Source organism: Salinispora goodfellowii (assembly GCF_059570675.1).
The window spans coordinates 70,191-82,868 of sequence record NZ_JCANTD010000011.1 but is presented as its reverse complement, the minus strand read 5'-3'; the positions used below and the strand labels follow the sequence as shown (position 1 = coordinate 82,868).

Annotated in this window: 12 protein-coding genes; all 12 read right to left on the bottom strand. The window is 69.5% G+C overall.

Annotated elements, in window-relative coordinates:
* Positions 1-12 precede the first annotated feature (12 nt).
* The gene (gene nuoK / locus T398_RS13655) at positions 13-330 is read right to left on the bottom strand and encodes an NADH-quinone oxidoreductase subunit NuoK (RefSeq protein WP_018217166.1); all 318 of its coding nucleotides are present in this window, start codon (positions 328-330) and stop codon (positions 13-15) included.
* Complete coding sequence (locus T398_RS13650; protein WP_496447149.1) at positions 327-1,097, bottom strand: NADH-quinone oxidoreductase subunit J; 771 nt, start codon at positions 1,095-1,097, stop codon at positions 327-329. The genes nuoK and T398_RS13650 overlap by 4 nt, the downstream gene beginning before the upstream one ends.
* Positions 1,094-1,729: an NADH-quinone oxidoreductase subunit NuoI gene (gene nuoI, locus T398_RS13645; RefSeq protein ID WP_012015255.1), complete on the bottom strand. Its 636-nt coding sequence runs from the start codon at positions 1,727-1,729 to the stop codon at positions 1,094-1,096. Before nuoI ends, T398_RS13650 begins: the two co-directional genes overlap by 4 nt.
* 1 nt (position 1,730) lies before the next feature.
* Positions 1,731-3,074: an NADH-quinone oxidoreductase subunit NuoH gene (gene nuoH / locus T398_RS13640; protein ID WP_496447148.1), complete on the bottom strand. Its 1,344-nt coding sequence runs from the start codon at positions 3,072-3,074 to the stop codon at positions 1,731-1,733.
* A 61-nt stretch (positions 3,075-3,135) separates the two neighbouring features.
* Positions 3,136-5,655, bottom strand: a complete 2,520-nt coding sequence (locus T398_RS13635; protein WP_496447147.1) for an NADH-quinone oxidoreductase subunit G — start codon at positions 5,653-5,655, stop codon at positions 3,136-3,138.
* Positions 5,655-6,986: an NADH-quinone oxidoreductase subunit NuoF gene (gene nuoF, locus T398_RS13630; protein ID WP_496447145.1), complete on the bottom strand. Its 1,332-nt coding sequence runs from the start codon at positions 6,984-6,986 to the stop codon at positions 5,655-5,657. Before nuoF ends, T398_RS13635 begins: the two co-directional genes overlap by 1 nt.
* Positions 6,983-7,891 carry an NADH-quinone oxidoreductase subunit NuoE gene (nuoE, locus tag T398_RS13625; RefSeq protein ID WP_496447213.1) on the bottom strand — a complete coding sequence of 303 codons (909 nt, stop codon included), beginning with the start codon at positions 7,889-7,891 and terminating at the stop codon, positions 6,983-6,985. Before nuoE ends, nuoF begins: the two co-directional genes overlap by 4 nt.
* Before the next feature lie 32 nt (positions 7,892-7,923).
* The gene (locus T398_RS13620) at positions 7,924-9,249 is read right to left on the bottom strand and encodes an NADH-quinone oxidoreductase subunit D (RefSeq protein WP_496447143.1); all 1,326 of its coding nucleotides are present in this window, start codon (positions 9,247-9,249) and stop codon (positions 7,924-7,926) included.
* A gap of 100 nt (positions 9,250-9,349) precedes the next feature.
* Positions 9,350-10,087, bottom strand: a complete 738-nt coding sequence (locus tag T398_RS13615; RefSeq protein ID WP_496447142.1) for an NADH-quinone oxidoreductase subunit C — start codon at positions 10,085-10,087, stop codon at positions 9,350-9,352.
* A gap of 43 nt (positions 10,088-10,130) precedes the next feature.
* A complete protein-coding gene (locus tag T398_RS13610; protein WP_018217174.1) occupies positions 10,131-10,811 on the bottom strand; it encodes a NuoB/complex I 20 kDa subunit family protein in 681 nt (226 codons plus the stop codon).
* A gap of 14 nt (positions 10,812-10,825) precedes the next feature.
* The gene (locus T398_RS13605) at positions 10,826-11,191 is read right to left on the bottom strand and encodes an NADH-quinone oxidoreductase subunit A (RefSeq protein ID WP_018217175.1); all 366 of its coding nucleotides are present in this window, start codon (positions 11,189-11,191) and stop codon (positions 10,826-10,828) included.
* A 111-nt stretch (positions 11,192-11,302) separates the two neighbouring features.
* Positions 11,303-12,574 carry a geranylgeranyl reductase family protein gene (locus T398_RS13600; RefSeq protein ID WP_496447140.1) on the bottom strand — a complete coding sequence of 424 codons (1,272 nt, stop codon included), beginning with the start codon at positions 12,572-12,574 and terminating at the stop codon, positions 11,303-11,305.
* Positions 12,575-12,678 lie beyond the last annotated feature (104 nt).

The window sequence follows — 12,678 nt, the reverse complement described above, 5'->3', positions numbered from 1 at the left end:
ACCGCAGGCCCCTCAGTACTTCAGCAGGTTGGCGTCGTCGACGCTCGCCGAGCGCCGGGTCCGGTAGATCGCCATGATGATCGCGAGTCCGACCACAACCTCGGCCGCGGCCACCACCATCACGAAGAACGCCATGATCTGCCCATTGAGGTCACCGTTGATCCGGCTGAAGGTGACCAGGGTCAGATTGGCCGCGTTGAGCATCAGCTCAACGCACATGAACAGCACGATCGCGTTCCGCCGGACGAGTACCCCGGCGGCGCCGATGGTGAACAGCACCGCGGCGAGGACCAGGTAGTAGTTCGGCTCGACCGAGAAGAACTCGCTCACTTTTCGGTCCCCTTCAACGTCGTGTCCTCGGCGGTCAGCTCACGAACCGGCAGGATCTCCGGGGTGCTCTGCTCGGCCAGCCGGCCGTCGGGCAGGCGGGCCGGCGTGGCGACCGACGAGGAGGTGGCGAAGACGCCGGGGCCCGGCTTCGGGCCGGGGTAGTTACCGGGACGGAACCGCGCCCTCATGGTGGCGGGCTGGTCCATCCGGTCCTCCCGGCGCCGCTCGATGTGCGCCAACACCATCGCACCGACCGCCGCCGTGATCAGCAACGCCGAGGTCAGCTCGAAGGCGAGGACGTACCTGGTGAACAGCAGCCGGGCGATGCCCTGCACGTTGCCCTCGGCGTTTGCCTGGGCGAGACCGGCCGCGGTGCTACCGGCCAGCGCCCGGTACATGCCGGTGCCGACGAGGCCGGCGAACCCGACGCCGAGCACCAGCGCCGCGACCCGCTGGCCGCGCAACGTCTCGATCACCGAATCCGAGGCGCCGCGGCCCACCAGCATCAGCACGAAGAGGAACAACATCATGATCGCGCCGGTGTAGACGATGATCTGCACCAGGCCGATGAACGGCCCGGCCTGGACCACGTAGAAGACGCCCAGGCAGAGCATCGTCAGGACCAGCATCAACGCCGAGTGCACCGCGTTGCGGGCGGCGACCATGCCGATCGCGCCGATCAGCGCCAGCGGGGCGAGGATCCAGAAGGTGACTGCCTCACCGCCGGGTACCGAACCCGCCGCGGCGAGCACCGTCTGCGTGGTCATGCTCCGTCTCCCTTGTCCGCCCGCTCTGCGGCCTGGTCGGCGCCGGGGAACTGCACACCGGGGTGCTCGCTGATCCGGTAGCGGCCGGGGCCCATCGGCGAGCGCTCCGCCCCGGCTGAGGTGCCCGGGTTCTCCAACGCGCCGACGTAGTAGTCCTTCTCGCTGTCACCCAACCGCATCGGGTGCGGCGGCTGCTCCATACCGGACAGCAGCGGCGCCAGGAGTTGCTCCTTGGTAAAGATCAAGTCCTGGCGGTTGTCCCGGGCCAACTCGTACTCGTTGCTCATGGTCAACGAGCGGGTCGGGCACGCCTCGATGCAGAGGCCGCAGAAGATGCAGCGGGCATAGTTGATCTGGTAGACGCTGGCGTACCGCTCGCCGGGGGAGAAACGCTCCTCCTCCGTGTTGTCGCCACCCTCCACGTAGATCGCGTCCGCCGGGCAGGCCCAGGCACACAGCTCACAGCCGATGCACTTCTCCAGGCCGTCCGGGTGCCGGTTGAGGATGTGCCGCCCGTGATAGCGCGGCGCCGCGACCGGCGGCTTGAACGGGTAGTCGGTGGTGACCACCTTCTTGAACATGTGCGAGAAGGTGACCCCGAAGCCCTTGAACGTTCCGGTGATCGCGCCCATGTCACACCTCCCTGGAGTCCGTGTCGGCGAGGTTGGCCGGCTCCCGCTCGGCGACCATGCGCTGGGTCCGCGGGCTCGGTGGTACCTGAAGGTCCAGCGGCGGCAGCGGGAAGCTGCCCGGCGGCCGGTTGTTGACCTCCTCGGCCAGCGTCGGCTTCGGCGCCGACTGCCGGTTCGGCCAGATCAGGGTGACGATCAGCACCACACCGGCGATGGCCCCGTAGAGGATCAGTCGGTCCGCTCGCTCCCAGCCCTGGGTCTTCAGCCAACCCGCCAGCACCAGGATCCAGACCAGGTTGAGCGGAAGCAGGACCTTCCAGCCGAGGCGCATGAACTGGTCGTAGCGGAGCCGGGGCAGGGTGCCCCGCAGCCAGACGAAGACAAAGACGAGCAGGAGGACCTTGCCGAAGAACCACAGCATCGGCCACCAGCCGGAGTTCGCCCCATCCCACAAGCTGATCGGCCAGGGCGCGCGCCAACCGCCGAGGAAGAGCGTCACCGTGAACGCCGACATGGTCACCATGGCGACGTACTCGGAGAGCATGATCAGCGCGAACTTCAGCGAGCTGTACTCCGTCATGAAGCCGGCGACCAGCTCGGACTCGGCCTCGGGCAGGTCGAACGGGGCCCGGTTGGTCTCCCCGACGATGGCGATGAAGAAGATGACGAAGCTCGGGAAGAGCAGGATCGCGTACCAGCCGGGCGCCGCGAGATCGAAGCCGAAGAACTCAAGCTGGGGGCGTTCTCCCTGGGCCGCGACGATCCCACTGGTCGACATCGTGCCGGAGAGCATGAAGACCGCCACGATGGAGAGGCCCAGCGCGACCTCGTACGAGATCAGCTGCGCGCTGGAGCGCAGGCCCCCAAGGAGCGGGTAGGTCGACCCGGAGGCCCAGCCCGCCAGCACCACGCCGTAGACCGCCATCGACGAGCAGGCCAGCACCAGCAGCACCGACACCGAGACGTCGGTGACCTGCAACGGCGTCCGGTGCCCGAAGATGCTGACCATCGGGCCGAAGGGCATCACCGACAGCGCGGTGACCGCACAGACCACCGAGATGACCGGCGCGAAGAAGTAGACGACCTTGTCCGCGGAGCGCGGCAGGATGTCCTCCTTGAAGGCCATCTTCATGCCGTCCGCGAGCGTCTGGAGCAGGCCGAACGGGCCGAGCTGGTTGGGACCCGGCCGGACCGCCATCCGGCCCACGACCCGCCGCTCGAACCAGACGCCGAGCAGCGTGGCCAGCAAGCCGAACGCGAACGCGAAGACAATCTTGATCAGGACCAGCCACCACGGGTCCTGGCCAAAATCGGCCAGCGTCGGTTCCTGGGCGAGGAAGGTCACTGTGCCCACCTTTCGGTCGCGACTGCGGGGCTGACCCGCCCCACTCGTGCTCTCCGCACCCTCACTGGACACCACCGGAGTTGAGGAGCGGGCCCGGGCGGCCGGTCACGTCGGCGGCGACCGGGGCATCGGACTGCGGGGGAACGGTCGAGCCGGTCGTACCGGCGGAGATCCGCACCACCGCGCCGGCCGCGACGCCGAGGCTGCGGCGGAGGGTCGATCCGGGCGAGTTGGTGGGCAGCCAGACCACGCCGTCCGGCATCTCCGTCACCACCACCGGCAGGGTCACGCCGCCGCGTTCGGTGCCGACGGTCACCGCGTCTGCATCGGCCACACCGATCGACTCCGCGGTGCTCCGGGCCAGCCGGACCACCGCCGGGCGGGCCGTACCGCCGAGATGCTCGTCCCCCTCGGTCAGCGTGCCCAGGTCGATCAGCTGGTGCCAGGTGGCCAGCACCGCCTCGCCGGCGCCCGGCTGCGGTACGGCCGCCGGGGCCACCGTCGGCGGGGCCGGCCTCGTCGTCCGGGTCGGCGGCAACTCGCCCAACTCGCGGCGGACGGCCGGCACGTCAGCGGTGCCGAGCCGTACGTCCAGCTGCGCGGCGAGCGCGTCCAGCACCCGGCCGTCGGTCATCGCGGCGGTGTTCAGCACCGCCTCGAAGGGACGCAGCCGTCCCTCCCAGTCCAGGAAGCTTCCCGCCTTCTCCAGCACCGGGGCGACCGGAAGGACCACGTCCGCCCGCCGCGCCACCGCGCTGTTCCGCAGCTCGAGGCTGACCAGGAAGGGCACCGTGTCCAGCGCCTGCTCGGCCAGTCGGGGGTCGGCCAGGTCCGCCGGGTCGACGCCGGCCACGACCAGCGCGCCGAGTTCGCCGGCGCTCGCCGCGGCGAGGATGGCGTCCGTGTCCCGGCCCGCCTGGCTCGGGATGGTCCCGGCCGGCACGTCCCACGCCTCGCCCAGCTCGGCGCGGGCGGCGGGCTCGGTGACCAGCCGACCACCGGGGAGCAGGTTCGGCAGGCAACCCGCGTCCACCGCGCCCCGGTCACCAGCGCGCCGCGGCACCCAGGCCAGCTTGGCGCCGGTACGCCGGGCCACCTCCGCCGCAGCGGAGAGCCCACCCGGGGTCGCGCCCAGCCGCTCACCGACGAGCAGGACCGCCCCCGGCTGGCTGAGCGCCTCGGCGACCGTCGCGTGCTCGGCGAGCACGCTCGCCTCCTCGCCCGGCACCACCCGGGCCAGCTTGGCACCGAGCTTCTCCAGACCACGGGTGGCGAACGGCGCGATGGCGTAGACCGTCAGGTTCTTCTTCAGGTGCGCCTTGCGCAGCCGCAGGAAGAGGATTGGGCACTCCTCCTCCGGCTCCAGGCCGACCAGCACCACCGCGGGCGCCTGCTCGATGTCGGTGTAACTGACATCGGTGGCTCCGGCGACCGAGCTGGCCAGGAAGTCGGCCTCCTCGCGGGAGACCGGCCGAGCCCGGAAGTCGAGGTCGTTGGTCTGCAGCGCGATCCGGGCGAACTTCGCGTACGAGTAGGCGTCCTCGACGGTCAGCCGGCCGCCGGTGAGCACCGCCGTACCCGACCCACCGTCGCGGGCCGCCCGCAGCCCGTCGGCGGCGACCGTCAACGCCTCGCTCCAGGAAGCCTCGCGGAGCTCGCCGGTGCGCTCGTCCCGGACCAGCGGCGTGGTCAGCCGGTCGGTGGCGCGGGCGTACTGGAAGCCCCAGCGCCCCTTGTCACAGTTCCACTCCTCGTTGACCGCCGGGTCGTCGCCGGCCAGCCGCCGCAGCACCTTGCCCCGCCGCCAGTCGGTGCGCTGGGCGCAGCCGGCCGAGCAGTGCTCGCAGATGCTGGGGCTGGAGACCAGGTCGAACGGGCGGGCGCGGAAGCGGTACTGCGCGCCGGTCAGCGCCCCCACCGGGCAGATCTGGACGGTGTTACCGGAGAAGTACGAGTTGAACGGCACGTCGCCGTCCTCGCTCTCCGAGTCACCGTACGCCTCGTCCCGGTAGATGTTGATCTCCTCGGCCGAGGAGCGGTTCATCAGGTCGATGAACTTGTCACCGGCAATCTCCTCGGAGAACCGGGTGCACCGCTGGCAGAGCACGCACCGCTCGCGGTCGAGCAGCACCTGCGTGCTGATCTCCAGCGGCTTCTCGTACTCGCGCTTGTGCTCGTGGAACCGGGAGTCGGTACGACCGGTCGACATCGCCTGGTTCTGCAGCGGGCACTCGCCGCCCTTGTCGCACATCGGGCAGTCGAGCGGGTGATTGACGAGCAGCAGCTCCATCATCCCCTCCTGCGCCTTCTTGGCGACCGGGGAGGAGAGCTGCGTCTTCACCACCATGCCGTCCGCGACGGTCTGGGTGCAGGAGGCGACCGGCTTGCGCTGCCCCTCCACCTCGACCAGACACTGCCGGCAGGCCCCCACCGGGGCCAGCAGTGGATGGTCGCAGAACCGAGGGATCTCGACGCCCATCTGCTCGGCCACCCGGATCACCAGCTCCCCCTTGGGCGCGGTGACCTCAATACCGTCGATGGTGAGCGTGACCGTCTCGGTCTGCTTGGCTACGTCCGTCATCAGTGGGCTCCCACCAACTGCTTGTCGGAAAGCTTCGGTGCGGTCCGGCCCTCGACATAGTCGAGGTAGTCCTGCTTGAAGTACTTCAGCGAGGAGGTCACCGGGCTGGTGGCACCGTCACCGAGGCCGCAGAACGAGCGGCCCAGAATGTTGTCGCAGGTGTCCAGGAGCGTGTCCAGGTCCTCCTGGGTGCCCTGGCCGGAGAGGATCCGGCGGTAGACCCGGACCATCCAGTAGTTGCCCTCCCGGCACGGGGTGCACTTGCCGCACGACTCGTGGTGGTAGAACTCCAGCCACCGGTAGGTGGCGTAGACCGGGCAGTCCTGGTCGGAGAAGATCTGCGTCGCCGTGGTGCCGAGAATCGACCCCGCCGCCGCCACTCCCTCGAAGTCCAGCGGCACGTCCAGGTGGTCGGCGGTCAGCAGCGGCGTTGACGAGCCGCCCGGCGTCCAGAACCGCAGCGAATGCCCCGGCTGCATGCCGCCGGCCAGCTCGATCAGCTCGCGGAGCGTGACCCCCATCGAGCACTCGTACTGGCCCGGGTTCACGACCCGACCGGAGAGCGAGTAGATCATCGGCCCGGAGGACTTCTCCGTGCCCATGCTCCGCCACCAGGCGGCACCCCCCAGCACGAGATACGGAACCGAGGCGATGGTGCCGACGTTGTTCACCACCGTCGGGCTGGCGTACAGACCGTGGGTCGCCGGGAACGGCGGGCGCAGCCGGGGCTGGCCGCGGAACCCCTCCAGCGAGTCCAGGAGCGCGGTCTCCTCACCGCAGATGTACGCCCCGGCCCCCGAGTGCACCACCAGCTCCAGGTCGAAGCCGCTGCCGAGGATGTTCTTACCGAGGTAGTTCCGGGCGTACGCCTCCTGCACCGCGTGGCGCAGCCGGCGGGCGGCGTGCACCGCCTCGCCGCGGATGTAGATGTAGGCACGGTTGGCCCGGATCGCGTACGACGCGATGATCACACCCTCGATCAGGGAGTGCGGGTCGTGCGTCATCAGCGGCAGGTCCTTGCAGGTGCCCGGCTCGCCCTCGTCCGCGTTGACCACCAGGTAGTGCGGTCGGGTCGGGGCCCTGCCCTCCGGCTCCTGCGGGATGAACCCCCACTTGAGGCCGGTCGGGAAGCCCGCCCCGCCCCGACCGCGCAGCCCGGAGTCCTTGACCAGCTGGATCAGGTCGTCCGGGTGGGCACCCAACGCCTTGCGTAGCGCGGCATACCCGTCCAGCCGCTCATAGGTGCCGATCCGCCAGGCGTCCGGCGACAGCCACCGCTTGGTGAGCACCGGCGTGAGCTTGGCCAGCGTCTCCGGCCGAGGAGTGGTCACTGGTCTGCGCCCCTTTCGTTCCCGGCCGCATCTCCCATGCCCGCCGCTGCGTCCTTCAACGAGCGCTCCTTCACCGGCGCCTCGTCCCCCGCGGGCTTGGCGTCACTGGCGGGTTTGGCGTAACCGGCCGGCCGGCTCTCCTGGGCCCCGCCAGCCGAAGCGGCGGCGGGCTTGGCGGCCTCGGCCTTCGCCTTCGCCTCGGCGGCGGCCTGCTCGGCCTCGGCCTTACTGCGGATCGGCGTGTTCGGGTCGAACCCGGTGACCGCGATGCCGTGCTCCTGCGCCAGCCGCAGCCCGCGCACGGTCGGCTCGCCGGGGTCCCCGTCGGCGACCGCGCCCTCGCGCTCGTCGGCGAAGCCGGCGAGCTGCACCGACATCTCCTTCAGCTGGCAGAGCCGAGCCCCGCGACTCGGGGTCGGCCGGTTACCGGCCCGCAGCTCGTCGACCACGCCGACCGCCGTCTTCGGGTCCACGTTGTCGAAGAAGTCGTAGTTGACCGTCAGCACCGGTCCGTAGTCGCACGCCGCCAGGCACTCGGCGTGCTCCAGGGTGATCGTGCCGTCGGCCGTGGTCTCCTCGTGCCCGACACCGAGGTGCTCGACCAGGGCGTCGTACACCTCCTGGCCGCCCAGCACGTTGCACATCGTGTTGGTGCAGACGCTGACCAGCCAGTCGCCGGTCGGCCGCCGCTTGTACATCGTGTAGAACGAGGCGACCGCACCGACCTGGGCCTTGTTCAGCCCCAGCACCTCGGCGCAGAACGCGATACCGGCCGGGGAGACATACCCCTCCTCCGACTGCACCAGGTGCAGCAGCGGCAGCAACGCCGAGCGGGACCGATCGGCCGGATACCGAGCGATGATCTCCCGGGCCCGCGCCCGGGTCTCCTCGGAGAACACGGTCATCGGTGCCCCCTTTCCGTTCGCGACTGCGTCACTCACCGGTCACACCCACCCATCACCGGGTCCAGCGAGGCGCCACCGGCGATCACGTCCGCGATCAGGCCGCCCTCGGCCATCGCCGGCAGGGCCTGGAGGTTGATGAAGCTCGGCTCCCGGTAGTGCACCCGGTACGGCCGGGTCCCCCCGTCGGAGACCGCGTGCACACCCAGCTCGCCCCGGGGCGCCTCAATGCCCACGTACACCTGGCCGGGCGGGACCCGGAAGCCCTCGGTGACCAGCTTGAAGTGATGGATCAACGACTCCATCGACTGCCCCATGATCTTTGCCACGTGCTCCAGCGAGTTACCCATGCCGTCGACCCCGATGGCGAGCTGCGCCGGCCAGGCGATCTTCCGATCCGCCACCATCACCGGGCCCGGCCGGAGCCGGTCCACCGCCTGCTCGACGAGCTTCAACGACTCCCGAATCTCGGCCAGCCGAACCAGGTACCGGCCCCAGACGTCACCGTCGGTGTGGGTCGGCACGTCGAACTCGTACGTCTCGTAGCCGCAGTACGGCATCGTCTTGCGCAGATCCCAGGCGAGGCCGGCGGAGCGCAGCACCGGGCCGGTCACACCCATCGCGAGGCAGCCGGTCGCGTCGAGCACCCCGACGTTCTGCGTCCGCTCCAGCCAGATCGGCTGACCGGAGAGCATCTTCTCGTACTCCGCGAGCTTCTTCGGCATCAGCTTCAAGAAGTCACGGATCTTGGCGATCGCCTCGTCCGGCACGTCCTGCGCCACCCCACCCGGGCGGACGTAGGCGTGGTTCATCCGCAGCCCGGTGATCAGCTCGAAGATCTCCAGGACGTACTCCCGCTCCCGGAAGCCGTAGAGCATCATGTTGATCGCGCCCAGCTCCATGGCCGTGGTGGCCACCCAGACCAGGTGCGAGGAGATCCGGTTGAGCTCCATCATCAGCACCCGGATGGTGGTCGCCCGCTCGGTGATCTGCTCCTCGATGCCGAGCAGCTTCTCCACCGCCAGCGAGTACGCCGTCTCGTTGAACAGCGGGGCGAGGTAGTCCATCCGGGTCACGAAGGCCGAGCCCTGAACCCAGTTCCGGAACTCCATGTTCTTCTCGATGCCGGTGTGCAGGTAGCCGACGACCGAGCGGAGCTCACGGACCGTCTCGCCCTCCAGCTCCAGCACCAGCCGGAGCACCCCGTGCGTGGACGGGTGCTGCGGACCCATGTTGACGACGATCCGCTCGTCGTTGATCGGGTCAGTGCCGGAGAGGACGACATCCCAGTCCCCGCCGGTGACGGTAAAGACCTTGCCCTCGGCGGTCTCCCGCTCGGTGGCGTAGTTGGACGCGCTCACTCTGCCTGCCCTCCGTTCGCGACTGCGGGGCTCGCAAGCTCACTCCTCGCGCTCACCATCCCTAGCCCTCCGTTCGCGACTGCGGGGCTCGCAAGCTCACTCACTGGTACGACCTCCGGCGGTCCGGTGGCGGGATTTCGGCGCCCTTGTACTCGACCGGCACACCACCCAGCGGATAGTCCTTGCGCTGCGGATGGCCCTCCCAGTCGTCCGGCATCAGGATCCGGGTCAGGCCGGGGTGACCGTCGAAGATGACGCCGAACATGTCGTACGCCTCCCGCTCCTGCCAGTCGGCGGTCGGGTAGACGCTGGTCACACTGGGCAGGTGCGGCTCCTCGGCGGAGACCGCCGCCTCCAGCCGCACCTGACGCCGGTAGGTCATCGAGGTCAGCTGGTAGACCACGTGCAGCCGGCGGGCGTCGGTGCCGAGGTAGTCCACCCCGGATACCGACGAGAGGAGCTCGAACCGGAGCGAGAGGTCGTCCCGCATCACCTGGCACACCTCGGCGATCCGCTCCGGGCGGATGTGCAGGGTCAGCTCACCCCGGTCAACCACGACCTTCTCGATCGCCTCACCGAAGGCCGGGTACGCCTCCTCCAGTGCGTCGGTGACCTCGTCGAAGTAGCCGCCGTACGGCCGGGTGGCCGCCTCGATCGACCGTTGTGGGCGGACCAGCCCGCCATAGCCGGAGACATCGCCGGTGCCCTGGTCGCCGAACATCCCGCGCCCGGCGGGGCTCGACGGGGGCAGCTCGGCCGGAGCGCCGCCGGTGGCCCCGGCCGGGGTCACCGGTACCGGCACGCCGCCGTCGTCCGTCCTGTCCTGGGGTGCGCTCATGTCACCGGCCCTCCGTTCACGACCGCGGGGCTCGCAAGCTCAGTCACTTCTTCAACCCCTCGTACTGCTGCAGGTGGGGCTGGGCCTTCATCCAGTTCTCAATCCGCAGCTGCTCCTCGCGGCCCTCGCGGACAGCCTTCGTCCACTCGGCGCGGCGGGCCTTGTCGCTGCGGTACGACGACGGCATCGACCCGTAGGGCACGACCGGCACGTCACCGCGGGCCTTGCGGGCCTCCGCCATCTTGCGGCCGTTCGGACCGAGGGGCTCGTGCATGATCTTCTCGCGGAGCTTGAGGACCGCGTCGATGAGCATCTCCGGCCGGGGCGGGCAGCCGGGCAGGTACATGTCCACCGGCACGACATGGTCAACGCCCTGGACGATGGCGTAGTTGTTGAACATGCCCCCGCTGCTGGCGCAGACGCCCATCGACAGCACCCAGCGGGGCTCGGCCATCTGGTCGTAGATCTGCCGGAGGACCGGGGCCATCTTCTGGCTCACCCGCCCGGCAACGATCATCAGGTCGGCCTGCCGGGGTGAGGCCCGGAAGACCTCCATGCCCCAACGACCCATGTCGTAGTGCGGTCCGCCGGCCGCCATCATCTCGATGGCGCAGCAGGCGAGGCCGAAGGTGGCCCCCCAGACCGACGACTTACGCGACCAGTTGACGAACTTCTCCACCGAGGTGAGCAGGACACCGGCGGGGAGCTTCTCCTCGATACCCATCTACGGTTCCTTCCTCAGTCCCAGTCCAGGCCGCCGCGCCGCCATACGAAGGCGTACGCGACGAAGACCGCGACGATGAACAGGACCATCTCCACAAGGCCGAAGATCGGCAGGGCATCGAACGAGACAGCCCAGGGAAAGAGGAAGATGATCTCGATGTCGAAGACGATGAAGAGCATCGCCGTCAGGTAGAACTTGATCGGAAACCGGCCGCCGCCGACTGGCTGCGGGCTCGGCTCGATTCCACACTCGTACGCCTCGAGCTTGGCTCGGTTGTAGCGGCGCGGGCCGGCGAGACGGGCGGCTGCCACGGAGAACAGCGCGAACGCCGCGGCGAGGGCGAACAACCCGATGATCGGTATGTAAGGCGAGAGCGACATCGTTTCTCCTGCTCGTCCTTCCCTGCCCTCGTTGCTGGACAAATATCACACTATTCACATCCCGATCGGCGATTGCCGGCGGGGTCAAAACACACCGCGATCCAGACCGCGTCACACCGCTGGCGCCGCCTTCGCCATCGCGTTGATGACCCGGTCCATCGCATCCCCGTCGCGCGGGTCGGTCAGGTTGGCCAACAACTTGAGTACGAAGCGCATCAACATCGGGTGCGGCAGGCCATACTTCGTGGCCGCCCGCATGATCTCGGGGCGACCGATCAGCTTCACGAAGATGCCGCCGAGCCGGTAGTAGCCGCCGAACCGGGCCTTCAGCTCGGCCGGGTAGGCCATCAGCGCGCGCTCCCGCTCGACACCGGCCGGACGGGCGAGCGCCTGCACCGCGACCTCCGCGGCCAGCTCCCCCGACTCCATCGCGTACGCGATGCCCTCGCCGTTGAACGGGTTGACCATGCCGCCGGAGTCGCCGACGAGCAGCGTTCCGCGTGAGTAGTGCGGCACCCGGTTGAATCCCATCGGCAGCGCCGCGCCGAGGATCGACCCCTCGGCGTTGGCCTCGTCGGCGATCCCCCACTCCTCGGGGGTGTTGGCGAGCCAGTCGGTGAGCAACCGCCGGTAGTTCGTCTTACCGAAGGCGGCGGAGGAGTTCAGGACGCCGAGCCCGACGTTCACCCGACCGTCGCCCAGCCCGAAGATCCAGCCGTAGCCGGGCAACAGCGCGTCGCTGCCCTTGCGGCGCAGCTCCAGCCAGGACTCGAGGTAGTTGTCGTCGTGCTTGGCCGGGCAGCGGTAGTACCGCCGGACCGCCACGCCGAGCGGTCGGTCATCCCGCTTGGCCAGCCCGAGGGCGAGCGGGAAACGGCCGGATACACCGTCCGCGGCGACCACGAGGGGCGCCCGGAAGGTGGCCGGTTCCTGCTCCGGGCCGACCGCCGCCTCCACCCCGACCACCCGGCCGGCACGGTCGAAGATCGGGGCGGTGACCTCCACCGCGGTGCGCAACTCGGCACCGGCGGCGACGGCGCGCCGGGCGAGCAGTTCGTCGAAGTCCAGCCGGGGACGCACCAGGCCGTAGTTGGGGAAGCTGGCCAGGTCGGGCCAGTCCAGTTCGAGTCGGAGGCCACCACCGACGACCCGCAGGCCCCGGTTGCGCACCCAGCCCGCCTCGACCGAGGTGTCCACGCCCATCCGTACCAGCTGGCGCACTGCGCGCGGGGTCAGCCCGTCGCCGCAGACCTTCTCCCGGGGGAACTCGGTCTTCTCCAGCAGCAAGACTCGGACGCCGTGCTGGGCCAGGTGGTACGCGGTCGCCGAACCACCTGGGCCCGCGCCCACGACGATCACCTCGGCGTCGTTCTCCGTGGTCATCCCCACCTCCCCTCCCGCACGCTCGTGAAAACGTTCACAAGCCAGACGGTACGGAGTCTATGACCGACCAGCTGCCGGCTGCATATTAGGGGCACCTAACTTGC

Bases quoted from the DNA above. Each gene is read 5' to 3' on its own strand.
- T398_RS13650 (WP_496447149.1), bottom strand. From the start codon at position 1,097: ATGACCACGCAGACGGTGCTCGCCGCGGCGGGTTCGGTACCCGGCGGT.
- nuoI (WP_012015255.1), bottom strand. From the start codon at position 1,729: ATGGGCGCGATCACCGGAACGTTCAAGGGCTTCGGGGTCACCTTCTCG.
- T398_RS13635 (WP_496447147.1), bottom strand. From the start codon at position 5,655: ATGACGGACGTAGCCAAGCAGACCGAGACGGTCACGCTCACCATCGAC.
- nuoE (WP_496447213.1), bottom strand. From the start codon at position 7,891: ATGACCGTGTTCTCCGAGGAGACCCGGGCGCGGGCCCGGGAGATCATC.
- T398_RS13615 (WP_496447142.1), bottom strand. From the start codon at position 10,087: ATGAGCGCACCCCAGGACAGGACGGACGACGGCGGCGTGCCGGTACCG.
- T398_RS13610 (WP_018217174.1), bottom strand. From the start codon at position 10,811: ATGGGTATCGAGGAGAAGCTCCCCGCCGGTGTCCTGCTCACCTCGGTG.
- T398_RS13605 (WP_018217175.1), bottom strand. From the start codon at position 11,191: ATGTCGCTCTCGCCTTACATACCGATCATCGGGTTGTTCGCCCTCGCC.
- T398_RS13600 (WP_496447140.1), bottom strand. From the start codon at position 12,574: ATGACCACGGAGAACGACGCCGAGGTGATCGTCGTGGGCGCGGGCCCA.